We start from the raw sequence: 23,171 nt of genomic DNA, 5'->3' as shown, positions 1-23,171 counted from the left end.
GTCTGGATCGTATGGCTGTATGGATGATTTCAAAATGGGGAATACACCTGTTTCACGCCAAATTTTGTTAATCCAAATAAATACAATTTAAATGCAGATGTTTTGGGCATCAGTTGATAAAATGACTTGCAGATCTGACAAGTGATAGATTTCTACATCTGCGAACTTCCAACCTCTTTTTATGACCACTATTTTGCTTGTTGAAGATGAGGTCTTGCTGCGCGAAGGCGTTCAAGAAACATTGGAGGTGTTCGGTTACACCGTCATTGGTGCAGGCGATGGTCTGGAAGCTTTGGATTGGTTAGAGCAAACGCCTGTTTCATTGGTCATCACCGATTTGGTCATGCCCAAAATGAACGGCGTGGCGTTCATCGAGCAAGTGCGGATCCAACACCCCAATTTGCCCATCATCGTGGCCTCGGGCAGTCCAGATTCGGTGACCCGCCGACTGGGCATTGACACCATCCACGTCTCTGGCGCGACGGCTTGCATCATCAAACCCTTCAAAAGCAAAGAGCTGGTGGCTTTGGTTGAGAAAGTCTTGGCAGACGCCCAGGTTTGAACTGGTGTGTTTCTGAACCTGTAGGTCAACGGGTTCGCGCCTTGAGCCTGTGTCCAACTGCAGGCCTATTGCACCCTGAGCCTGCGTTGGTAATGAGGGCTATACACGGGTGGACTTCAGGATCACAATACAGTTGTCATTCCTTGCTGCGAGACAAACCATGAATAAGTTGAAAATTTCCCAGATCAAAAGCATCTCTGCTGGTTACTATGCCATTGGCATTGGTGCTTTCTCCGCATTGTTTGGGGTCTTGGCCGTCATCGTGGAACTGGTACACCGCAACAGTTGACCCGGTTGAGGGCTTGGGGTTACTGCGCTCACCCTAGCCCAGTGTTTTGTGCCGCTCAATCCTGACCAGCCCCAATGCCTTGACTTTGGCGCTGCACCCTTGAGGCATGGGTGCCGAGTCTGCGTGTTTGTTGTGCCGGTTTGCCCATCCAAAAAGGCACTTGGCCACGCGCCAAGTGCCCGGTTTTGGCTCGCTGGGGTTATTCGATTTTGATCCCTGCTTCCTTCACCACTTTGCCCCATTTGTCGAGTTCCGACACCATCAACTGAGACAGTGCTGCGGGCGTAGACAGGCTGACTTCGACGCCGGCCTCGTACATGGCCTTTTGGGTTTCAGGCGTGTTCATGATTTTGGCCACATCGCTGTTGAGTCGGTTCACGATGTTGGCCGGCGTACCGGCAGGTGCCAGCAAAGCCAACCAGATCGTGGCGTCGTAACCGGCGACCCCCGCTTCTTGCATGGTGGGCACATTGGGCAGCTGCGGAATGCGTTTGGAACTGGTCACCGCCAAAGCATTCAATCGGCCGTTGGGCACTTGGGCCAGGGCATTGGGCACACCGGCGAAACTGCTCTCCACCACACCGGCAACCAAGTCTGTAGCAGCCAAATTGCTGCTGCGGTAGGGCACATGTTTGAGTTGTGTTTTGGTCATGGACGCAAACAAACCACCAATCAAATGCTGAGCGCTGCCATTGCCAGAGGAGGCGTAATGGATGTTGTTGGGCTGTGATTTGGCCAGCGCAATGAACTCTTGAACGTTCTTCGCTGGCACTTTGGGGTTGGTCAACAACACGTAAGGCGAGTCCACCAACTTGGTCACTGGTGTGAAAGCTTTGATCGGATCGTAGGGAACGCTTTTGTAAATCCAGGGGCTGATCACATGGGTGGACGACACGATCAACAGGGTGTGCCCATCCGGCGCCGATTTGGCGACTTGGTCCGAGCCGATCATGGAGCCAGCGCCGGGTTTGTTTTCAATGACCACAGCTTGGCCTAGGCTTTCCCCCAGCTTCACGCCCAAAATGCGGGCCACCACGTCGGTGAAGCCCCCCGGACCAAAGGGGACCACGATTTTGATGGGTTTGCTGGGGTAAGTTTGGGCGAGCGCAGCGCCTGACAAGGTCAACAAGGCCGCCGCGCAGACAGTGCTCAATAGCTTTTTCATGATTTATCCTTTGTAGGATGGGTCGGGTTGAGAAAAGAAGCTGTGCAAAATTTGATAAACCATCAGGTGGTTTTTCTGCTGGAAGCTGGCATGCGAGATGCCTTGCATGATGCTGAACTGCTTGTTGGTGCAGGGCAGTAATTTGAAAAAATTGAGCAAGTCATCCAAGCTGGCAATGCCGTCGTATTCCCCCCGCATGATGAGCGTGGCTGCCTTGACTTGGGCCGGGTCTATGAGCGGCAATTTGGAGCACATGTCGACGTAGGTGCCTGTGGGCATAGACGAGTCCAGCGTGAGGATGGCATCGGCAAAAGCATCTTTGGTGGCCTCGTCAGCACAGCCGGGGTGGTCTCGGTTGAAGATGCTGTGCACAAACGCACGGTCAATGGGCCGACTGTTTTTCGCCAAAAATTCGGGCAATTTTTTAGCGCGCTCGGCCAGCGTGGGGCTGCCTTCACCCGTCCAGACAAAGGCATCCAGGGCGAGTTTGGCCACGCGCTGTGGGTGGCGCTGGGCAAACAATGCCGCCTTCAAAGCGCCTGAAGAAATGCCGTAAACCAGCAGTTGCTGTGCGCCTGTTGTCTCAAGGATGTAAGCGCTGCCGGCGGCCAAGTCATCGGCACCGTTGCTGATGTCGAAGTTGATGGGGCGCTGCTTGTCTGAGCGGCCATAGCCCTCGTTGTCCATACACCAAGTGTCAAAGCCGCGCTCTGCAAACCAGTCCATCACGGAGGAATGGGGCCTGCCAGGGACATGCAAATCGAACGTGGGTTGTGAGGCCATGGACGAGCCATGCACGAACAAAATGGTGCCCGCTGGCGGGACCTGGGATGAGGCGGGCTTGTGCCATAAAAAAAGACGGATATCGCCTTTTTGCGTCCAGTGCTCTTGACCGCCGGACCATTGAACCTGAGGCATGTTGTTTGTCTCCTGTGGGGAATCGCTGTTGTTGTAGGGGCTCTCTTTGGAGCCCTCTTTGGAGCCCTGCTGCGCGTGGACGCGGCAGGGTGAACCACGGTACTTGAGGTACTCTTACAGGGGCGCTTTGAGGAAATTCTCCAAAGCAAAATGGAATTTTTTGCGGACCACGCCCATCATGGGGTTGTGCGCAATGCCGGACAACACCACAAACTGTTTGTCTTTGGTGGGCAAGCGTGCAAAGAAGTCCAGCAAATCGGGTTCTGCGGCAATGCCATCGAATTCGCCACGGATCACCAGGGTGGGACAGGGAATGGCTTCAGGTTGGGCCAATGGCAAGTTGGCACACATGTCCACATAGGTGCCTGTTGGCACTTCGCTCACCAAGGGCAATTCGGCGGCGGCGATCGCTTTGGGCACGCTGTCTTCGCTGGAGCCCGGTTTGTCACGGTTGAACATGCCTTCATAAAAGGCCAAGTCCACTTTGCGGCGAGGACTGGTGCTGTACTCCGGCAGCTTTTTGCGGCGTTGCTCCAGCGTGGGCGAACCCTCGCCGGTGTAGACCAAGGCAGACAATCCCAAGCGGGCGACAGTGTCGGGGTTCGCTTGTGTGTAAAGACAAGCACGCAGGGCGCCCGAAGATGAACCAAATATGTTGATTTTTTCAACGCCTGTTTCTTGCAGGATGAAGGGCACGACCGAGGCCAAGTCTTGGGCGCCTGTGCGCACATCGCTGTTACCGCGGCCCGACCAACTGGAGCGGCCATAGCCTTCGTGGTCAACGGTCCACACGTCATAGCCGCGCTCGGCAAAGAAGTCCATGACCGAGTAGTCCTGGCCACCGGGCACTTGCAGGTCATAGGTGTTGCGACCGGAGACCGTCGAGCCATGGACCAACAACAAGACAGGCTTGGCGGTCTCGCCCGGTGCGGGGGGGCTGGCACGTTTGCGGTAAACATACAGGCGAACATCTTCGCGGTTGACAAAATAGTCTTGACTCCAGATCACGGTGGTACTGCCTTGGGTGGTGGTTGATGAATGGTTTTGACCTGCTCGAACAGTCCCTTGACCAGGACAAAACCTGTAAATGACTATACTTTTGTGAAGATGTCTATGGAAGAGGTTTTTGTGAATTCATTGTTTACAGGCTGGGCACGATGCGCGACTTGAACGCGCTGGCCACTTTTGTGGCGGTGGTCAAAGCCAACAGCTTCACACGGGCTGCAGACCACTGCGGCATCTCCAAGGCACTCGTGACACGACACATCCAAGATCTGGAAGTCTCACTTGGGGTCAAACTGCTCAACCGCAGCACACGCAAAATCGGTCTGACCCAGGCAGGGGAGCGTTTTTATGACCGTTGCGTGCGGATCGTGGCCGATGCTGACCAGGCCGTGCGGGACGTCGAAGATCTCTCGCGAGGCTCACACGGACTGATTCGCATCAGCACGGCCATCACTTTTGGCCGCATGCACTTGTTGCCTGCGGTCCATGATTTTTTGATGCTCAACCCCTCCATTCAGATTGAAGTGACGCTGTCCGAGCGCTTTGCCGATCTGATTTCGGGGAATGCCGATTTGGTGGTCCGATTGGCCGAAGAGCCGCGCTTGAGCAATTTGGTGGCTCGGCGACTGGCCCCGGCGCGTTGGATGGTGGTGGCTTCACCCGAGTACATCGCGCGCCATGGCGTGCCGCTGACACCGAGAGACCTGCTCGATTTCAATTGTTTGGTTTATGACCGCCCTAAAGGTGGCGACTGGCGTTTCAAGGGGCGTGATGGTGAACAAAGCATCAAGGTCTCGGGCAATTTGCGCTCCAACGTGGCCGAGGGCTTGATCGACGCTACCATCGCCGGATTGGGCCTTGCAGCCTTGCCCTCTTTTGCCATTGCCCCCCATTTGGCATCGGGCCAATTGGTGACATTGCTCGAAGACTACCAATTGCCCGAAAGCACTTTGTATGCGGTGTTTTTGCCCGATCGCAGACTTCCTGAGCGCATCCGTACATTTGTGCAGTTCTTGGCGGATCGATTTTCTTCCGATGCCTATTGGAAATTAGGCCGCACACCGGAGTGAGTTGCAGTAAGCTACGAGGTTTTCCACGCAACTTGTTGTCGTTCATGGACAGTCTGCTCCCACCCATACCTGCCAAACGCTACTTCACGATCGGAGAGGTGGGGGAGTTGTGCGGCGTCAAGCCGCACGTGTTGCGCTATTGGGAGCAAGAATTCACGCAACTTCGGCCTGTCAAGCGCCGAGGCAATCGTCGCTATTACCAGCACCATGAAGTGTTGATGATCCGGCGGATTCGGGATTTGCTTTATGACCAAGGCTTCACCATCAGCGGCGCCCGCAACCGACTGCAAGAGCTGGTGCAATCGGACCGTGCGGGTCGTTCGCAGGAGCAGATTGAAGAAGGTGCTGACGAGGAGACGATGTTGGCGCCTGAATTGACGGGCACGGCCGCGGTGCAGCCCTTTGTGTTGCCCCTTGGTTGGGGCCAACTCAACAGCGGCGGTCACTCGCTTTACCAAGAACTCGTTGAAATTAGGGACATGCTGACTCTGTAAGGGGGGTTTATCCGGTTATACTTACAGCTTGTCGGCGTGTAGCGCAGCCTGGTAGCGCACTTGCATGGGGTGCAAGGGGTCGCGAGTTCGAATCCCGCCACGCCGACCAATTTTTTCCAAAAAGACCCCTGACTGCGCCAGTCAGGGGTCTTTTTTTTAAGTTGTTGCTCTGTTTGTTGACCACGATGTTGAGCCGCTTGTCCTGTCATGGCAACGGGTGGTGTGGTACCGGCTTCTACCGAGAACTGACATGAACATTCACGCTCATTTTTTCAGTTGGCAATGAGCCCCAAGCCGTGCGGCCACGTGTATGTGGTTGATGACAACCGGGATATCCGTTTCTATTTGACCGATTTGTTGCGCCAAATGGGGCACAGCGTAGAGTGCTTTGACAGCGCCAAGTCTTTTTTGGCGCATTCTTTGGACATTTTCCCAGCCGTTTTGGTGTTGGATGTGCGCATGCCACAGATGTCAGGCATTGAGTTGCAGCGCGAGCTGCGCGCTCTGGGACGCCACATACCGATCATTTTCATCAGTGGTGAAAGCCATTCAGAGGACATCATTTTGGCGATGAAAGGCCAACCCATTGAGTTTTTACTCAAGCCCTTTCAGTTTCCGCGCCTGATGGAGGCGATTGAGAAGGGCTTGGTTCTGGATGGCATTCATCGCGAACAGCGCTTCCGAAAAACCGACATCCACCGCAAATGGACAGCCTTGTCTGCCCGTGAGCGCGATGTTTTTGTTTTGATGCTCGATGGCCTCACCAATAAGGGCATTTCCGAGAGGCTGGGCATCTTGCCAGACACCGCCAAAAAGCACAGAGCCAATGTGTTGCAAAAAATGGAGACGACCGATTTGGCCCAATTGGTGGCTTTGTGCAAAGGCGTCGATGTGAAGACGCTCGGTTAAGCCCTCCGAGAGCAGCCGACGCTCCATTGCCCACACGTTTCCGCGCCAAAGAAAAAGCCCCTGCAATGGCTTGCAGGGGCTTTACTTTTTGGCTCCTCGACCTGGGCTCGAACCAGGGACCTACGGATTAACAGTCCGGCGCTCTACCGACTGAGCTATCGAGGAATAGCTTCGAATTATAGAGGTGTTTTTAGCCTGTTTTGAGAGGGAAGAGAAGATTTTTTGCAAATCGCGCGACAAGTATTTAGAAGCTGGCTTTCACCCCCACGCGCACAGTGCGCGGTGCACCAGGGTACAGATAGTAATGACCGAATTGCTTGGGTGATTCACGCCAGTAATGGCGGTCTGCCAAGTTGTCTATACCTAAGGTCCATTGGGTTCGTGTGCCTTGCGTGCGTGTGTCGAAATGTGTGGCGAAGTCCAGCGTGGTCCAGCTTGGCAGGTTGATGCGGCCGTCTTCGGTCACGCGCCTTGCGCCTTCATGGCTCAGGCGCAGGCTGGTGCGCAGGCCAGGGACTTCGATAAATCGGTATTGGGCCAGGGCGCGCAGGGACGTGGTAGGTACGTTGAGAGGTGTTTGGCCGTTCAAAGCAGTGTCGATGGTCGCATCAGAGATGCGTGGATGGAGCCATTGTCCTTGAGCCTGAAGTGACCAGGCCGCTGAACGCCACTGAACACCCAGATCAAAACCTTGATGGATTTGCTGACCATTACTGACTCTTTTGAGTAAAGCACCCTCGGCAACGTCATAAGCCAACGGTCGTTCGATTTGGACCACGCTGGCACTCCAACTCCATGGCGTGACGCGGGAGGCCGTGGTCACGCTGCGGATGCCGATTTCAGTTTGCTTGCTGCGAGCCACTGCAAGCAACTGGCCAGCGTTGGAGTAGCTGGGTGTATTGGGTACCGATTGCAGTTCTACGCCATGCCCATGCGACACGAACACGATGTGCTGCCCCAATTGCCGTGTCAGTCCAAGCCATGGGGTGGTGATTTGACCTTTGCTGTTGATGGCATTTGATTTTGGGGCCGGTGTGCACAAGTAGGTGTCAGGATCACATATTGCGTTTTGTTCGCTGCTGCGGTTGTAGGCCGTATAGCGAAGTCCTGCCCATACTGCTGTTAGATCAGTCAGCTGTATGCGATCTTTGACAGCAATTTCTGTGCTGTATTCGCTTTTGTTGGTGTTCGGGTAACCGGGAATGGGGGACGCTTGGTTGATGCCGCCTCCGTAAATGCTGCCTTCACCAGCGGAATTCCAGGCTTGCATGGCAGGCAACCTGTCAAGTTGGCGCTGCCGGGTCAGTGAAAGGGCCAGGTGGTGTGTGGTGCTGCCCCAGTGGGATTGTCCAGCCACTTCAGTTAGAAAGGCATCAACCAATCGTCGCTCATCGTTGCTGCGGTAATCGGCCAGCTCAAATCGCCCATCCGATGAAAAACGGTCACATAGTTTGATTGCTCCATCTGTAGGATCCAGTACCCCATAGCAGTTGTGGCCCAAGGCAAAACTTAACCGGTCGTCGGTTTTCAGTCGCTGTCCCCCATATTGCGAGGTCCATAGCCAGCCGTCAGAAAGGTTTTGCTTAAAACGGAAACTACCCGTTTGGCTGGCAAACACACCCGGTAAAGACCAAGGCTGGCGTGTGATGTTTTGTTGGCCGGCCACGGTGGCGGGCAAAGACGGGACGCCGTAGGGATCGCTGGGGTTGGCCAGCAGGCTGTAACCATTCACCCCAAACTGCTGGCGTTCGCTGCGCTCGATTTCCCACTCCAATTTGGTGTCGGGGCTGATGCGCCAGTCCATGGCCAAGGCCACGAGATGTCGGTGGCCTTCGGTGTTTCGGATGTAGGGGTCCAAGTTCTCGTAGGCTACGTTGAAGCGGTAGCCCAAGGCTTTGTCCTGGCCAAAGCGGCCACCCAAGTCGAGACCGCTGCTGCTGCTTTGGCTCGGCCCATAGCTGGCGCTGACCGAGCGGATGGTTTCGTCCTTGGCGGACGGGGGGCGCTTGACCACGTAGTTGACCAAGCCACCCGGTGCGCTGGTGCCCGCCTGGATCCCGCTGGTGCCCTTGAACAGCTCAATGCGTTCCTTGTTGTCCATGGGGATCATGGTCTCGGCTGAAATCGGCAGACCCTCTCGGCGGTAGTTGTAGCGATTGTCCAGGGTATAGCCCCGCACGCTGAGCATGTCCCAGTAGGCGGGTGAGTTGTAACTGTCCGCCACACTGGCATCCAGGCGCAGGGCGTCGGAGACGCGTTGAGCACCGATATCCTGCAGCGTTTGTTGGTCGATAGCGACCGCGCTGAAGGGCGCTTTGATCAAGGGCACATCACCAAAACCGCTGACCTGTGAGGGGGCGGCCCCGGTGATGGTGATCTCGCTGATGCTTTGGGCTTGGGCGTAACCCATGACCAGCAGGGTCACTGCGCAGGCAATGTGATGGCTGCGAAATGCTGTCGGCTCAGATGACCGGCTTGAAAATGGCGAAAAAAATGCCATGACGTTTTTCCTTCAACGTTATGGCAGGTCGGCTGGCCGGGAACGTGCTGCGCCTGAGGCGTTGTGCTCTGGGTGCGACGTTCTTTGGAACAAGCTTCCCTGCGCGAGGATTACCTCAATCAGGTTCAAAGGGACTTTCTCAGTCGAAGGTTTTACAACCTTCAACACCCCTAGCGAATGCACCGTTCAATGAACGATGCAAGTTCGATTTTAGGCGATCCCCAAGCGCTGGTGCAGCAATGTGGAGGTTGTCGTGTACTGCAACAGGGTCTTTTCTGCGGGGCGCAGCAGGGTCACTGCACCGAAGGCTGCCAAGGTGGCTTCGTGAAAGCCGCAGAGGATGAGCTTCTTTTTGCCGGGGTAGGTGTTGATGTCACCCACCGCAAAAATGCCGGGCTCTGAGGTGGCGAAGTTTTCGGTGTTGACCACCAATTGCTTGCGCGCCATGGCCAGGCCCCATTGCGCCACAGGGCCCAACTTGGGGGACAGGCCCAGACAGGTTTGCAGCACATCCAGGCTCAGCCACTCGGTCTGGCCTTGTGGGTTGAGCAGTTCCAGCGCTTGCAATCGGTTTTGTTCTGTGCGCAGCCCAGTCGGTTGACCCGCCACAAAGCGCATGCGGCCCTCGGCACAGGCTTGGCGCATTTGCCCGATCCGCTCGGGTGCAGCGCTGAACTGGTCGCGCCGGTGCAGCAGCGTGACGCTGGCTGCGGCTTGTGGGCCTTGGCAGGCATCCAGGCAAGCTTGGAGGGCTGCGTCGCCGTCGCCTGCCACCACGAGGTGCAAGCCTGCCCAGCGTTCGGGAACAGGCTGTTCGGCAAAAACTTGGGTTCCTTCAAAAGCACTCAGCCCTTCCAGCACCATGCGGCGAGGCACGAAAGCACCCACGCCAGCGGCGATGAACAGGGTCGAGGTCAGAAAGCGTTGACCGGAATCGGTCGTGACGGCCAAGCGCTGGTCGACTTGGCGTTCAATTTGGCTGACTTGTTGGTCCAAGTGCAGCGTGGGTTGGAAGGGGGAGATTTGCTGTTGCAGTCGCTCCACCAACTCTTGTCCGGTGCAAAAAGGTATACCTGGTATGTCGTAAATGGGTTTGCCGGCATACAATTCGGCGCACTGGCCCCCCACATGGGGCAGGGCGTCGACCACATGGCAGTGGATGCCTTGCAAGCCCAGTTGAAACACCTGAAACAGGCCCACAGGGCCTGCGCCGATCACCAGGGCTTCTGTTTCGATCGGCAAATCCATGGGCAAATTCAGCGAACCAATTGCGACAATTTGCCGGTTTTGTCTTTCCAAGTCTCGGCATCGGCCATGGGGGCCTTGCGCTTGGTGATGCTTTTCCAGCCCGGCAAAAGGGCCAACTCGGCGTTCAGTTTGGTCATGTGTTGCTGGTTGGCAGGCAGGTCTTCTTCGGCATAGATTGCGTTGACCGGGCACTCTGGGATGCACACAGCGCAATCGATGCACTCATCGGGGTCGATGGTCAAGAAGTTGGGGCCTTCGCGAAAGCAATCCACGGGGCAAACATCCACACAGTCGGTGTATTTGCACTGGATGCAGGATTCGGAAACAACGTGGGTCATGGTGGGCTCTGAAAAGGAGGCTGCTCGGTCACATTCGAGCAGATTTGTGGATTTTAAAGGAGTTCAGTTCACCAAGACTGCGCCTGAGGTCTTGTGGCTGGCCGTGTCCACCAGCACCAGCGCGCCCAGGATGCGCGACTGGGCAAAGGGCAGGGTGACCAAGGGCTCTTGCAGGGCCAGGGTCACATGGCCTATCGCATTCGGAGCCAGTTCCGTGGCTTCTTCTTCGGCCAAGGTGTTCACGTTCAGGCGGTGCACCACGCGTTGCACTTTGGCCTTGACCCAGCGGTGGCCGTGCAGCGCCCAATACAGGCGCCCTGCCACCAAAGGCTCGTCGTCCATCCAGGCGATGGTGGTGTTCAGTTGGCGCTGGCCTTCGGGGGCCCCTTCGGCTGCCAGGAGCCAGTCGCCACGGGACACGTCCACTTCGCGGTCGAGCACGATGCCCGCGCTGTGGCCTGCGGCTTTGTTTTGCGGCTGGCGGCTGGCCGACAACACTTGTGACACCACCGCGGTTTGGCCGCTGGGAAAGACCTGGATGGTCTGGCCCGGCTCGATGCTGCCCGTGGCCACGCGGCCCCAGAAGACACGCCGGCCTGGCGTGGTCACGCCGGAGTCGTGGTGCTGCGCCGCCGGGCCGCCCCAAGGCGCAGTGGCCCCCTCGGGGGGCAGCGCAGTACGCGAAGCGACCAGCGTGGGGGCAGCAGGCTTTTCGACCCATTGCACTGGGAAGCTGAAGGCCACTTCGGTCTCGGCGGGGGTGGCCGGCAGGTCTTCGAGGATGCTCAGCAGGCTGGGGCCGGTGTAGCCGCACCAGTCGGTTTGGTCGTTGTTTTCCGTGGTCACGACGTTCCAGCCCTTGAGCGCCGACACGGGCACCATGGCGGTCACGGTGATGCCCGCTTCTTGGGCGAACTTGTTCAAAGCGCCCGCGATGTTTTGGAAGGCCACGGTGGCATCGGCCACGGCGTCGAGCTTGTTGATGGCGAACACCACAGACGGCACGCGCAGCAGCTTGAGCAGCAGCGAATGGCGGCGGGTTTGGGGCAGCAACTGCAGGTCGGGGTTGGCCCAGTCGAGCTTGATGGCGTCGACCAGCACCACAGCAGCGTCGGCGCTGGACGCGGCCGTGACCATGTTGCGGGTGTACTGCTCGTGGCCGGGCGCATCCCCAATGATGAATTTGCGTGCTTCGGTGTTGAAGTAGCGGTAGGCCACGTCGATCGTGATGCCTTGCTCACGCTCGGCGCTCAGGCCGTCGGTCAGCAAAGCCAGGTCGGTCTCACCTGAGCGCTGCACGCCCGCCAAGTGGTCTTGCAGCACGGCCTTGGTGTCCACCAGCAGGCGGCCAATCAGCGTGCTTTTGCCGTCGTCGACCGAGCCGCAGGTGATGAATCGCAACGCGGTTTGCGTGTTGCTTTCAGAAGACTTGGCTGAAAATTTTTTGTCGTTGTGCATGTCGTGTTCTCTCGGGTCTGTGGGAGCGCACTCCTGTGCGCGAATGTCCTTCGGCCACGGGTGGTCTCCTGCAAAAGTGTCAGAAATAGCCGTCTTTTTTGCGCTTCTCCATCGAAGCCTCGGAAGTTTTGTCGTCCATGCGGGTCGCGCCGCGCTCACTCACATCGGCAGCCAGCGTCTCGATCACGATCTGCTCGGGCGTGGCCGCGGTGCTTTCCACCGGGCAGGTGCAGGTGATGTCGCCCACGGTGCGAAAACGCACGTCGCGCACCACCACTTCTTCGCCGTCTTTGGGCGGTGTCAGCTCGGTCACGGGCACCAAGAGGCCACGGCGATCCACCACTTCGCGTTGGTGGGTGTAATAAATCGAGGGCAGTGCGATTTTTTCGCGGGCAATGTATTGCCACACGTCCAACTCGGTCCAGTTGCTGATCGGGAAAACGCGAAAGTGCTCGCCCGGCTGCAGCTTGTGGTTGAACAGGGTCCACAGCTCGGGGCGCTGGGCCTTGGGCTGCCATTGGCCAAAACTGTCGCGGTGGCTGAAGATGCGCTCTTTAGCGCGAGCCTTTTCTTCGTCACGGCGCGCACCACCGATCAATGCGTCAAAGCGGAACTCTTCGATGGCTTCCAGCAACGTGACCGATTGGTGCACATTGCGGCTCTCCCCGGGGTGGGCCAAGCGCACGGTGCCGCGTTTCATCGAGTCTTCGACGCTGCGCACGATCAGCTCGGCACCCAGTTCCTTCGCACGCGAATCGCGGAAGTCGGTCACTTCGGTGAAGTTGTGCCCGGTGTCGATCATCAGCAGCGGGTAGGGGATGCGGCCCGCGCCAAAAGCCTTTTCGGCGCACCGCAGCATGACCAGCGAATCTTTGCCGCCCGAAAACAGCAAGGTGGGGCGCTCGAAAGCGGCGGCGACTTCGCGCAGGATGAAGATGGTTTCTTCCTCCAGCGCGTCCAGGTGGCTGTTGCTCAGGGTGTGCAACTCGGTTTGGGTCATGGCGGTCATTCGGTTCTCTCGTATCTCAATTTGGTCAAGCCTTGACGTGTAAGCCGCATTCCTTGGCCGCCTCGTCTTCCCACCACCAACGGCCTGCGCGGAATTCTTCACCCAGGCTGATGGCCCGTGTGCACGGGGCGCAGCCGATGCTGGGGAAAAACTGGTCGTGCAGCGGGTTGTAGTCCACTTGGTTTTCGGCGATGTAGTGCCACACATCGCCCCAAGTCCATTGGGCCAAAGGGTTGAATTTGGTCAAGCCTTTGCTGGCGACTTCGCTGTCGTCTTGCAGCGGCACTTCGGCGCGGGCTGCGGATTGCTCTTGGCGCAAGCCGGTGATCCAGGCGCGTTGCCCTTTGAGGGCGCGGCTCAGCGGCTCCAGCTTGCGCACCGTGCAGCAGGCTTTGCGCAAGTCCATGCTTTGGTAAATCGCGTCTTGTCCTTTTTCACGCACGAACTGGATGACCGATTCGCTCACGGGTCGAAAGACCTGGATGGGCGCACGCGAATGGGCCTGTGTGCGCTCCAGCAAGGCCAGGGTCTCGGTGTGCAGAGCGCCGGTTTCGAGCACAAAAACTGGAATGTCCAGTTGCAGTCGGTTGATGAGGTGGGTGATCACCACGTCTTCGGCCCCGAGGCTGGAGGCTTGGGTCAGGGGGCTGTACTCGGCAGCTGCCTGTTGCAGCAAAGCGTGTGTAGCGGCCAATTTGGTGGCGAACTGCGCGCTGGCCTGGGCGTGCAACTCGGTGGCTTTGGCCGGGGCCTTGCGCGAAGCAATCTGGCTCGAAGTCATGGTGCCACCTTGGCAAAGCGCGGTTGGGTTTGGACAGCCGAGCCTTGGTAGAAGCCTGCGTAGCGGTCCAGCTGGCGCTGGGCGGCGCTGGCGTCCACGCCCTCTTTGAGCACGGCCACGTCAAAGCCAGTGCGCTGCATCTGTACCAATTGGTCGATCAGCACATCACCCGTGGCGCGCAGCTCGCCGGTAAAGCGCAGTCGGCGGCGCAGCAAAAAGGCTTGGCTGTAGGCACGCCCATCGGTGAAAGAGGGGAACTGCAAGTCAATGCGGCTGATGCCCACCAGATCCAATGTGCGTGGGTCCACGTCGTTGGCCAGTTCCAGCACGCCGGTCTGGGCGGCCCTCAGGTGTTCTTGAGCGGTGATGATTTTCATTTGTACCTCGCTGCGATCAGACGCTTTGCACATCTGCGGCTGGGTGGCGGGCGGCATGGGCCGCTGCCTTGAAGGGGTCGTGGCCCACACGGTGCAGCGTCTCGATGAAAGCTTCCTGCTTGCCCTTGCTCGTGCTCACGCGCAGTTGCTTGTAGGTGTCCAAGATCGCTTCGATCACGTCGGGTACTTCAAAGGAGGAGAACGATGGGCCCACCACTTTGCCGGGCGTGGCCACGCCGGAGAGGTCTTTGCCGTCCGAGCCTCCCAGGGTGACCTGGTACCACTCCTTGCCGTCTTTATCGACCCCCAAAATGCCGATGTGCCCCGAATGGTGGTGACCGCAGGAGTTGATGCAGCCGCTGATGTGGAAGTCGATGTGGCCCAAGTCTTCCAGCTCGTCCAGGTCCTGGTAGCGTTGCGTGATGGCGCTGGCCGTGGGAATCGAGCGGGCATTGGCCAGTGCGCAGTAATCGCCGCCGGGGCAGGCGATCATGTCGGTCAGCAAGCCGATGTTGGGTTGGGCCACACCCAATGCTTTGGCTTCAAGCCACAGGGCGTGCAATTGGTCCACACGCACCCAAGGCAGCAGCAAGTTTTGGGTGTGCGAGACACGCGCTTCGCCAGCTGAGTATTTTTCGGCCAATACCGCGGCGGCCTCGAGTTGCTCGGCGGTGGCATCACCTGGGGCGTAGCCCGGGCGCTTGAAGGACAGTGACACGGCGCGCAGCTGTGGGTTGCGGTGGGGGCGCACGTTGCGTTCCAGCCAGCGCGCAAAGGCAGGTGTCTTGGCCGCTTCGATGCCGAGTGCCGTTTCGGCCTGGGTCTGCCACTCGGCGGTGTTCTCTGGCAAGTTCAGGGGCGGGTCCACAAAACCGGCTTTGACGCGGTCGAGTTCGGCCTGAGGCAAGGTATGCGGCGCGCCGTCTCGTTCCAAAATGTCGCGGAACTCGGTCTCGACTTCGTCAAAGTAGCGCTGGCCTTCGGCCTTGACCAAAATTTTGATGCGGGCTTTGTACTTGTTGTCGCGGCGGCCCCAGCGGTTGTAGACACGCACCACGGCTTCGAGGTAGTTCATGATGTCTTGCCAAGGCAGGAATGCCCGAATCACCACCCCGTTCATTGGGGTGCGGCCCATGCCGCCGCCCACCAGCACTTTGAAGCCAACCTCACCGGCATCGTTCTGAATGACTTGCAGGCCCACGTCGTGCCAGCCGATGGCGGCGCGGTCTTCAGTGGCACCCGTGATGGCAATCTTGAACTTGCGCGGCAGGTGCGCGAACTCAGGGTGCAGCGTGCTCCATTGGCGGATCAGTTCGGCATAAGGGCGTGGGTCAACGACCTCGTCCACGGCCACACCCGCCAGCTCGTCGGTGGTGGTGTTGCGGATGCAGTTGCCGCTGGTCTGAATGCCGTGCATGTTCACGGTGGCCAGCAGTTCCATCACGTCGGCCGACTTGTCGAGCGGGATCCAGTTGAACTGCACGTTTTGGCGGGTGGTGAAGTGGCCGTAGTTGGTGGTCAGCTGGGGGGCCAGCCCCGCAATTTTGTCTTGGGTGGCTTGCGCCTCGGCCAGCACGGCGTCGTCGGGGGTGTCGTAGTCGCGGGCGATTTGGGCCAACACCTTGATCTGGGCCGCGTTGATTTCGCCGTAGGGCACGGCCACGCGCAGCATGGGGGCATAGCGTTGCACATACCAGCCGTTTTGCAGGCGCAAGGGGCGGAACTGGTCTTCGGTCAATTGCCCTGTCTGCCAACGACCCAACTGGTCGCGGAACTCTGCAGCGCGGGCGCGCACAAAGGCTTTGTCAAATTCGGTGTACTGGTACATATCAACAGCCGTGAGGGGAAAAATCAAATCAGAACGAGTTTGGTGCCCGCCCATGCCAGCAGCACGGACAGCAGCGATCGGATCACGCGGTCAGGCGTGTGGTGTGTCAAGCGCGAGCCCAGCCAAATGCCGGGGATCGATCCGGCCAACAGCTTGGCCAGCAGCGCCCAGTCCACCGAACCCAGTGACGCATGGCCCAAGCCCGCCACCAAAGTCAGCGGTACCGCATAAGCGATGTCGGCTGCCACGATGCGGGGCAGGGGCAAAAGCGGGTAGAGCAAAAGCAGCACGGTCACGCCAACGGCACCAGCGCCGACCGAGGTGAGGGTGACCAAAGTGCCGATCAAGGCACCAAACAGCACCGGCAAGCTCCAGTGGCGCGGGGTGCTGGCGCGGGCTTGCTCGTCGGCGGCCAGATGGCGGGGAAGTTGGTGACCGCGCACAGCCTTGTACAGCATCGCTGCGGCGGTGAGCAGCAGCGCTACCCCCAGCGCGGTCGTCATCAGCGACTGCACCTGGGTGGAGGCTGGGCCAAGCCCGTGTAAATAGCCCAAGGTCACCAGACAAGCTGGAATGCTGCCTGCACTCAACCAACCTACCACCCGCCAAGGCACGATGCGCTGGCGCGCAAAGCTGATGGTGCCGCCCAGCTTGGTGAAGGCGGCAAACAGCAAGTCGGTGCCCACGGCCATGTAGGGCTTGACGCCAAAGAAAAAGATCAACAGCGGCGTCATCAAGGAGCCGCCACCGACCCCCGTCAGTCCCACGATGGTGCCCACAAAGAAACCCGCCAAGACATAAGCCAAATCAACCATGGGGGCGACTTTACGGGGGCTTTATGCCTGAACAAACGATTATTTAGTTGGTTATATATGCTGGTTGCTTATAAAGCGGGCGCTCCAAGCGGTGTCAACCTCGGCTTTTGCACAACAAGCCCCCTGTCTGTGGGCCAATGGCCGCCCGTCGGCTTGGGCTGGCTTGGCCCCTGCGGGCGTGGCAAGGGCTTGGTTTGTCATGTCCGCGACAGGTCTAAAGCGGACTGGTACAGTCACGGCTTTGACCCCCACCTTAGAGCCCATTTGATGAACCACCTTATTGCCACAGGGCTGCTCAGCGCGGCCATTGCCTTGCCCGTATCCGCTCAAACCCCGATCAAAATCGGTGAGATCAACAGTTACTCCGCCATCCCTCAGTTCACCCAGCCCTACAAACAAGGCTGGCAGTTGGCGGTCGAAGAGATCAACGCCCAAGGCGGCTTGCTCGGCCGCAAGGTCGAGGTCATTGCCCGTGACGATGCAGGCAAGCCCGATGAAGCGCTGCGCCACGCCATCGAGTTGACCTCGAAAGAAAAAGTGGACGTGCTGGCTGGAGGCTTTCTATCGAACATTGGCTTGGCCCTGGCCGATCACGCCGCCAAAAACAAGCGCCTGTTTGTGGCCAGCGAGCCTTTGACCGATGCCATTGTGTGGGAAAAAGGCAACCGTTACACCTTCCGCCTTCGCCCCAGCACCTACATGCAGGCGGCCATGCTGGTCGAAGAAGCGGCCAAGTTGCCCGCCAAGCGCTGGGCCACCATTGCGCCCAACTACGAATATGGGCAAAGCGCCGTGACCAGTTTCAAAGAGCTGCTCAAAGCCAAGCGCCCCGACGTGGAGTTCGTGAGCGAGCAGTGGCCCGCCCAAGGCAAGATCGACGCGGGCAGCACGCTGACCGCCACCATGGCCAGCAAACCGGACGCCATCTTCAACGTGACCTTTGGCGCTGACCTGGCCAAGTTGGTGCGTGAAGGCAACCAGCGCAACATTTTTCCCAAAACCCCGGTGGTGTCTCTGCTGTCGGGTGAGCCCGAGTACCTGGAGGTGCTGAAAGACGAAACACCCAAAGGCTGGATCGTGACCGGTTACCCCTGGGACCAGTTGGACAACAAAGAGCACGCCAGCTTTGCGGCCAACTATTACAAGAAATTCAATGAAAACCCCAAGGTGGGCTCCGTGGTGGGCTACGCCACCATGCAGTCGATTTTTGCAGGGATCAAAAAAGCAGGCAGTGTGGACAATGAGAAGTTGGTCATCGCCATGCGCGGCCTGAAATTCAGCACGCCTTTTGGCCCCGCCGAGTACCGCGCCATTGACCAGCAGTCCACCATGGGGGCCTATGTGGGCAAGCTGGACCAAAGGGGCGGTAAGGGCACGATGGTGCAGTGGCGCTACGCCGACGGCAAAAATTATTTGCCCACCGATGCGTATGTGAAAGCCCGCCGTCCAGCTGAAGCGATGAAATAAAGCGCGAGGGCCTGGGCCGGCATGTTTCAGTGGCTTGCCCATGACCAATGTTCGGCCGAGCTTCTTGTCCAGAATTCGGCAAACGGACTGGGCCATGGTTCGGCATCAGGGGCCGTGTTCAACAGTTGGCCCTGTGCGAGCGTCACGGTGCTGTCGGCCAATGACTTGGCGTGCCCGTGCGCATGCCGCACCATCAGGTGATGCGGGGTGATGTCGCCTGGGCGATGGAGGCCGGCAGCGCCCACCAATTCGGCCAACGCATGCAGTGTGTTGGCATGGTAATAAAACACCCGCTCGGCCTTGTCGGTGACCACAATGGCGCGTTGTCGCACGGGGTCTTGCGTGGCCACGCCCGTGGGGCAGTGGTCGGTGTGGCAACTGCGCGACTGAATGCAGCCCAAGGCAAACATGAAACCTCGCCCTGAATTGCACCAGTCAGCCCCCAGCGCCAGGCAGCGCGCGATGTCGAAAGCCGAGATCACCTTGCCGGACGCGCCGATTTTGATGCGCTCGCGCAAACCTGCGCCCACCAAGGTGTTGTGCACCAAACGCAAGCCGTCGCGCAGGGGCATGCCCACATGGTCGGCAAATTCGATGGGGGCCGCGCCCGTGCCCCCCTCCGCGCCGTCAACCACCACGAAATCGGGTGTTTGGCCCGTGGCCAACATGGCTTTGACCATGGCAAACCACTCTGCGGGTTGACCCACGCACAGTTTGAGGCCCACCGGTTTCCCCCCGGACAGCTGACGCAAGCGGGTCACAAAGTTCATCAATTCGGTCGGGCTTGAAAAGGCCGAGTGCCTGGCGGGTGAGACGCAGTCCTGGCCCATAGGCACGCCGCGGGCTTGGGCGATTTCGTGGCTGACCTTCGCTTTGGGCAAGACCCCACCATGTCCAGGTTTGGCGCCCTGTGAGAGTTTGACCTCGATCATCTTGACTTGGGGTGAGAGGGCTTGTAGCGCAAAGCGCTCCGGGTCAAAGTGCCCGTCTGGGGTACGGCAGCCAAAGTAGCCCGAGGCAATTTGCCAGATCAGGTCCCCACCATGCTCGCGGTGGTGTACCGAGATGCTGCCTTCGCCGGTGTCGTGCGCAAAGCCACCCAAGGCGGCGCCCCGGTTCAGGGCCTTGATGGCGTTGGGCGACAGTGCCCCAAAGCTCATGCCAGAGATGTTCAGCAGCGACAATTCGTAGGGTTGAGCACACGCGCCTTCCCCCACTCGAACCCGAAACGTGGCCGGGTCGGGCTGCACGGGCTGCAAAGAGTGCGCCATCCATTCGGTGCCTGTGCGGTACATGTCCTGGATGCTGCCAAATCCTCGTTTGTCGTTTTCGAGCTTGGCGCGGGCATAGACCAAGGCCCGCTGGTTGCGTGAGAATGGCAATTTTTCTTCGTCCTCCTCCAAGAAATATTGCCGCAGTTCAGGGCGGATGTACTCGAGCGCGTAGCGCAGCCGCCCAGTCAAAGGGTAGTTGCGGCGCACGGCTTGTTTGGTTTGTCGAAAGTCCACCCACCCCAAAACAAACAAGAGGCCCAATCCTGCGCTGGCCCATGCCGAAAGTGGCCAGACCACGATGGCCGCAGGTGCGGTGACCAACCAAGGGAGAAAACGGGACAAGGATTGACGGGCCATGGGTCAAGCACCTCACAAAACAATCCAGCTCCGAAGGGTGCCGAATGCGCCCATGTTAGTGGGTAATGATGAAATTGTTGAATTTATGTGCGAGCGTATCGCTCGGCCCACACGTGTTTGACCAAGTCCGGGGGCAAGGGCAAGGTTTGCTTTTCCAGCGCTGCAGCGGTGAGTTCACCACACAGCACGGCCAGGCTGATGCCGCGCGCGCCCATGCCCGCGCTGATCCAAAGTCCGGGCAGCTGTTGGCTGTCGACGGGCCCGACCGCAGGCAAGCGGTTGGGCAGTGTGCAACGCAATCCCGCCCAGCCGTGGATCCGATCGGGCCGAAATTGCGGCTTCATCGCTTCGCCCAAAGAGGGCAGCAGTGTGGCCAAACGCATTTGGTTGGCGGCATGGTCTTCGATGCGCACCGGGGCTTGTTCGCAGTTGCGCTCGAACGTTGAGCCGATGAACCAGCCCAGTTCGCCATGGGGAGCGGGCACGCCACTGATGAAGCTGCCTTGGCCATTGACTGGAAAAGGCGGCAGCTTGGGTGGCGGGGTGTTGTTGGCCAAGGCCGTGGCCCGAAGGTCGGCCTCGAGATCGGACATGAGCCCAAAGCTGACTTGTCCGCGCAGGGGGTTCAGCGGGACCGCAAAACCGGGCAGGTTTTGCAACAAAGTCAAACTGTCAAAGGCGCTGGCCACCACCAACAAGGGCGCTTGGCCCAAAGTCTTTCCTTGCGCATCCAGTGCAACCCAAGTGTCTGCGCGCTGGGCAATGGCGCTCACTTTTTGACCCCAGTGCACTTGCACGCCCTTGGTTTTCAGCTGGGCATCCACCAGTTGACGGGGCCGAATCCAGCCCGCGTGACCGTGCCACAGGGCCGGCGTGTCGGGCGGCAATCCGGCTGCGGCAATTTGGGCTGCGCTGGCCGAGGTACTGGTCGCCCCGTGAGCGGCGGTGGGCAGGCGGCGTTTGCCGCCGATGTTGTGCTCCAAAACCCCGCTCAAGGCCCAATCGGTGCCGCACTGCAACAGGGCTTGGGCCCGCTGCAGCGTCGCTTGCACCCCTGCGCGGGTGATGCGCGAGAGCACGTTGTCGTCCGGTGAAACGTGGGGGGCCGCCAGCCCGGCGGGCAGACCTGAGGCACCACTGCCCACGCTGTCGCCTTGATCCAGCACGGTCACTGTCCAAGCCCGTGAGGCCAGGCTGTGCGCCACAGCCGAGCCTGACAGGCCAGCGCCGATCACCAGCGCGTGGCGAGGGCCTGTCCAGCCGCTGGCGTGGTCTGTGTTCAAGGAAGAAACGTTTGGGGGCCGGCAGACCGGCTCAGTTGGTGGGCGGCACGTAGCCTTGGGCGGCGTCAGCCCCGGCACCAAAGAAATGGTTTTCCATCTGGCGCGCCAGGTACTGGCGCGCGCGCAGGTCGGCCAGGTTCAGGCGGTTTTCATTGACCAACATGGTCTGGTGCTTGAGCCAATCGGCCCAGGCTTGCTTGCTCACACCCTCCCAAATGCGTTTGCCCAAATCGCCAGGGTAGGGAGGGAAATCCAGACCCTCTGCTTCGGTGCCGAGTTTGATGCATTGAACGGTGCGTGCCATGGTGATGCCTTGCCTTGATGTATCTTAAGAAGCGCTGGTTATACGGATATAAAATTTCAGTATTTCCAGTTGTGTACGAATCCCACGAAAATCGTGCTGTGGCGAGGACATCAGCACCTTCATCGTGATCTTGCAGGCCACAACTGTAGCAAGCTTTCAGCATCCCCCAAGGGCTTTGGGTCTCTTGATCCGGCCACAACACCCGTCAAAAAACCATGAGTGCTTTTCTCGAAGAACGCGTATTGAGCGTCCACCACTGGACCGACCGCTTGTTCAGCTTCACCACCACACGCGACCAAGCCCTGCGCTTTTCGAATGGCCACTTCACCATGATTGGCTTGCGTGGTGAGAACGGCAAGCCCTTGCTGCGTGCCTACTCGATTGCCAGCGCCAACTATGAAGAGCACTTGGAATTTCTGAGCATCAAGGTGCCCGACGGCCCTTTGACCTCCAAGCTGCAGCACATCCAGGTGGGCGACACCATCGTGGTGGGCCGCAAGCCCACCGGCACCTTGTTGATCGATTATTTGTTGCCCGGCAAGCACCTTTACCTCATGGCCACAGGCACTGGCTTAGCGCCTTTCATGAGCATCATCCGCGACCCAGAAACCTATGAACGCTTTGAAAAAGTGATCCTGGTCCACGGCGTGCGCCAGGTCAATGAGCTGGCCTACCAGGACTACATCACGACAGAGTTGCCTGCCCACGAGTTTCTGGGTGAGATGGTGACGAACCAATTGCTGTACTACCCCACGGTGACCCGTGAGCCCTACAAAAATCAAGGCCGCGTGACCGACTTGATCGACAACGGCAAGCTGTTTGCCGATCTGGGTCTGCCCAAACTCGATCCGCAAACCGACCGTGTCATGATCTGCGGTTCACCCGGGATGCTCAAAGACCTCAAGCGCATTTGCGAAGAGCATGGGCTCAAAGAGGGCAACACCAGCACCCCCGGGGCCTTCGTCATTGAACGGGCGTTTGCCGAGTCCTGATCGGACTGGGGCTTTGTCCAAAGCCCCCGCAACGGCCTCTGAACACGGGAGCAAAATGCGCCCGTGTGCTTTTGAACTCTGAACATGAACCTGACGTCTACCCCCCTCTCACGCCTGTTGGCGCTGATCGCTTTGTCGGGCATCGGCATGTTGGTGTTTGGCCTGTATTTGCAGCACGTGGTCGGCCTGAACCCTTGCCCCATGTGCATCGTTCAGCGCTACGCGCTGATTGGCGTGGTGTGTGTGGCGGCGGTGGGCTGGCGTTTGCAAGGCTGGCGCCTCACGCTGTCGGGTTGGCTGCTGGCGTTGGTGTCGGGCTTTGGTGGATTTACCGCGGCCCGCCAAAGCTGGTTGCAGTGGTATCCCCCCGAGATCGTGACCTGTGGGCGAGATTTCTACGGCATGGTTGAAAACTTTCCGATCAACCGCGCCATCCCCATGATCTTCAAGGGCAGCGGCGACTGCACCAAGATCGACTGGACCTTTCTGGGGGGCTCGATCGCCAATTGGTCGTTTGTGTGCTTTGTGCTGTTTGGCCTCGTGGGTCTGTGGGTGGCCCTCAAGTCGCGCAAGCAAGCCGCTTCTTGACGAGGGATAAAGATGGCATACTTTGAAATTCAATTTTTGCAAGATAGGCGTGCCTGACAACAAACGCATGGATGGGCGGCGCAGGCGGTGAGTCCCCATCGCTGGGCCATCCCACCATGGACCGCGAAGTCACCTCAACC

General features: G+C 58.9%; 23 protein-coding genes, 2 tRNA genes and 1 riboswitch. Of the genes, 9 read left to right on the top strand and 16 right to left on the bottom strand.

Going from position 1 to position 23,171, the window contains the following annotated elements:
• The first annotated feature begins 181 nt into the window (after positions 1-181).
• Together ACHEXK_RS08665 and ACHEXK_RS08660 are read left to right on the top strand one after the other, a co-directional pair.
• Positions 182-562: a response regulator gene (locus ACHEXK_RS08665; protein ID WP_416545277.1), complete on the top strand. Its 381-nt coding sequence runs from the start codon at positions 182-184 to the stop codon at positions 560-562.
• A gap of 160 nt (positions 563-722) precedes the next feature.
• On the top strand, positions 723-851 hold the full coding sequence (locus ACHEXK_RS08660) for a hypothetical protein (protein WP_416545275.1): 129 nt from the start codon (positions 723-725) through the stop codon (positions 849-851).
• A 199-nt stretch (positions 852-1,050) separates the two neighbouring features.
• On the opposite strand, the gene ACHEXK_RS08655 is transcribed toward ACHEXK_RS08660, so the two are convergent.
• The 3 genes from ACHEXK_RS08655 to ACHEXK_RS08645 all read right to left on the bottom strand — a co-directional run bounded on the left by ACHEXK_RS08655 (position 1,051) and on the right by ACHEXK_RS08645 (position 3,942).
• Positions 1,051-2,016 (bottom strand): Bug family tripartite tricarboxylate transporter substrate binding protein, encoded by a 966-nt coding sequence (locus ACHEXK_RS08655; RefSeq protein WP_416545273.1) that lies wholly within the window; start codon positions 2,014-2,016, stop codon positions 1,051-1,053.
• A 3-nt stretch (positions 2,017-2,019) separates the two neighbouring features.
• Positions 2,020-2,934, bottom strand: a complete 915-nt coding sequence (locus ACHEXK_RS08650) for an alpha/beta hydrolase (RefSeq protein ID WP_416545271.1) — start codon at positions 2,932-2,934, stop codon at positions 2,020-2,022.
• A gap of 114 nt (positions 2,935-3,048) precedes the next feature.
• Positions 3,049-3,942, bottom strand: coding sequence for an alpha/beta hydrolase (locus ACHEXK_RS08645; protein ID WP_416545269.1), 894 nt, complete (start codon positions 3,940-3,942; stop codon positions 3,049-3,051).
• 149 nt (positions 3,943-4,091) lie between these two features.
• Here ACHEXK_RS08645 and ACHEXK_RS08640 point away from each other — a divergent pair, with 149 nt between their 5' ends.
• From ACHEXK_RS08640 to ACHEXK_RS08625, 4 genes are all read left to right on the top strand, one after another.
• Entirely contained in the window at positions 4,092-5,009 is a 918-nt protein-coding gene (locus tag ACHEXK_RS08640; RefSeq protein WP_416545267.1) for a LysR family transcriptional regulator, read from the top strand.
• A 44-nt stretch (positions 5,010-5,053) separates the two neighbouring features.
• Positions 5,054-5,503, top strand: a complete 450-nt coding sequence (locus tag ACHEXK_RS08635; RefSeq protein WP_416545265.1) for a MerR family transcriptional regulator — start codon at positions 5,054-5,056, stop codon at positions 5,501-5,503.
• A gap of 32 nt (positions 5,504-5,535) precedes the next feature.
• Positions 5,536-5,612: transfer RNA gene (locus tag ACHEXK_RS08630), tRNA-Pro, on the top strand.
• A 173-nt stretch (positions 5,613-5,785) separates the two neighbouring features.
• Complete coding sequence (locus tag ACHEXK_RS08625) at positions 5,786-6,412, top strand: response regulator transcription factor (RefSeq protein WP_416545263.1); 627 nt, start codon at positions 5,786-5,788, stop codon at positions 6,410-6,412.
• An 89-nt stretch (positions 6,413-6,501) separates the two neighbouring features.
• On the opposite strand, the gene ACHEXK_RS08620 is transcribed toward ACHEXK_RS08625, so the two are convergent.
• The 10 genes from ACHEXK_RS08620 to ACHEXK_RS08575 form a co-directional block, all read right to left on the bottom strand.
• A tRNA-Asn gene (locus ACHEXK_RS08620) sits at positions 6,502-6,577 on the bottom strand.
• 79 nt (positions 6,578-6,656) lie between these two features.
• Positions 6,657-8,837 (bottom strand): TonB-dependent siderophore receptor, encoded by a 2,181-nt coding sequence (locus tag ACHEXK_RS08615; RefSeq protein ID WP_416545261.1) that lies wholly within the window; start codon positions 8,835-8,837, stop codon positions 6,657-6,659.
• Between the two features lie 154 nt (positions 8,838-8,991).
• Positions 8,992-9,094: riboswitch (TPP riboswitch) on the bottom strand.
• 28 nt (positions 9,095-9,122) lie between these two features.
• The gene (locus tag ACHEXK_RS08610) at positions 9,123-10,160 is read right to left on the bottom strand and encodes an NAD(P)/FAD-dependent oxidoreductase (RefSeq protein WP_416545259.1); all 1,038 of its coding nucleotides are present in this window, start codon (positions 10,158-10,160) and stop codon (positions 9,123-9,125) included.
• A gap of 8 nt (positions 10,161-10,168) precedes the next feature.
• A complete protein-coding gene (gene fdxA, locus ACHEXK_RS08605) occupies positions 10,169-10,498 on the bottom strand; it encodes a ferredoxin FdxA (protein WP_416545257.1) in 330 nt (109 codons plus the stop codon).
• A gap of 63 nt (positions 10,499-10,561) precedes the next feature.
• Positions 10,562-11,956 (bottom strand): sulfate adenylyltransferase subunit 1, encoded by a 1,395-nt coding sequence (locus ACHEXK_RS08600; protein WP_416545255.1) that lies wholly within the window; start codon positions 11,954-11,956, stop codon positions 10,562-10,564.
• Positions 11,957-12,035: 79 nt separating this feature from the next.
• Positions 12,036-12,965, bottom strand: a complete 930-nt coding sequence (cysD, locus tag ACHEXK_RS08595) for a sulfate adenylyltransferase subunit CysD (RefSeq protein ID WP_416545253.1) — start codon at positions 12,963-12,965, stop codon at positions 12,036-12,038.
• Positions 12,966-12,990: 25 nt separating this feature from the next.
• Positions 12,991-13,746 carry a phosphoadenylyl-sulfate reductase gene (locus ACHEXK_RS08590; RefSeq protein WP_416545251.1) on the bottom strand — a complete coding sequence of 252 codons (756 nt, stop codon included), beginning with the start codon at positions 13,744-13,746 and terminating at the stop codon, positions 12,991-12,993.
• Positions 13,743-14,123, bottom strand: coding sequence for a DUF934 domain-containing protein (locus tag ACHEXK_RS08585; protein ID WP_416545249.1), 381 nt, complete (start codon positions 14,121-14,123; stop codon positions 13,743-13,745). Before ACHEXK_RS08585 ends, ACHEXK_RS08590 begins: the two co-directional genes overlap by 4 nt.
• A gap of 16 nt (positions 14,124-14,139) precedes the next feature.
• Entirely contained in the window at positions 14,140-15,951 is a 1,812-nt protein-coding gene (locus tag ACHEXK_RS08580; RefSeq protein WP_416545247.1) for a nitrite/sulfite reductase, read from the bottom strand.
• A gap of 23 nt (positions 15,952-15,974) precedes the next feature.
• Entirely contained in the window at positions 15,975-16,766 is a 792-nt protein-coding gene (locus tag ACHEXK_RS08575; RefSeq protein WP_416545245.1) for a sulfite exporter TauE/SafE family protein, read from the bottom strand.
• Between the two features lie 267 nt (positions 16,767-17,033).
• On the opposite strand from ACHEXK_RS08575, the gene ACHEXK_RS08570 reads away from it, so the two are divergent.
• Complete coding sequence (locus tag ACHEXK_RS08570) at positions 17,034-18,233, top strand: ABC transporter substrate-binding protein (RefSeq protein WP_416545243.1); 1,200 nt, start codon at positions 17,034-17,036, stop codon at positions 18,231-18,233.
• A gap of 26 nt (positions 18,234-18,259) precedes the next feature.
• On the opposite strand, the gene ACHEXK_RS08565 is transcribed toward ACHEXK_RS08570, so the two are convergent.
• The 3 genes from ACHEXK_RS08565 to ACHEXK_RS08555 form a co-directional block, all read right to left on the bottom strand.
• Positions 18,260-19,864 (bottom strand): FMN-binding glutamate synthase family protein, encoded by a 1,605-nt coding sequence (locus ACHEXK_RS08565; RefSeq protein WP_416545241.1) that lies wholly within the window; start codon positions 19,862-19,864, stop codon positions 18,260-18,262.
• An 83-nt stretch (positions 19,865-19,947) separates the two neighbouring features.
• Positions 19,948-21,147: an FAD-dependent 5-carboxymethylaminomethyl-2-thiouridine(34) oxidoreductase MnmC gene (mnmC, locus tag ACHEXK_RS08560; RefSeq protein ID WP_416545239.1), complete on the bottom strand. Its 1,200-nt coding sequence runs from the start codon at positions 21,145-21,147 to the stop codon at positions 19,948-19,950.
• Positions 21,148-21,178: 31 nt separating this feature from the next.
• Positions 21,179-21,451, bottom strand: coding sequence for an oxidative damage protection protein (locus tag ACHEXK_RS08555; RefSeq protein WP_416545237.1), 273 nt, complete (start codon positions 21,449-21,451; stop codon positions 21,179-21,181).
• A gap of 215 nt (positions 21,452-21,666) precedes the next feature.
• Between ACHEXK_RS08555 and ACHEXK_RS08550 the strand changes: the two genes are divergently transcribed.
• Together ACHEXK_RS08550 and ACHEXK_RS08545 are read left to right on the top strand one after the other, a co-directional pair.
• Entirely contained in the window at positions 21,667-22,443 is a 777-nt protein-coding gene (locus ACHEXK_RS08550) for a ferredoxin--NADP reductase (protein ID WP_416545235.1), read from the top strand.
• 84 nt (positions 22,444-22,527) lie between these two features.
• Positions 22,528-23,031, top strand: a complete 504-nt coding sequence (locus tag ACHEXK_RS08545; protein WP_416545233.1) for a disulfide bond formation protein B — start codon at positions 22,528-22,530, stop codon at positions 23,029-23,031.
• Positions 23,032-23,171 lie beyond the last annotated feature (140 nt).

The organism is Limnohabitans sp. DCL3, assembly GCF_048019295.1.
Lineage (GTDB): Bacteria > Pseudomonadota > Gammaproteobacteria > Burkholderiales > Burkholderiaceae_C > Limnohabitans_A.
Note: the sequence above shows the minus strand (reverse complement) of the source record. Positions and strands in the feature narration are given on the sequence as shown.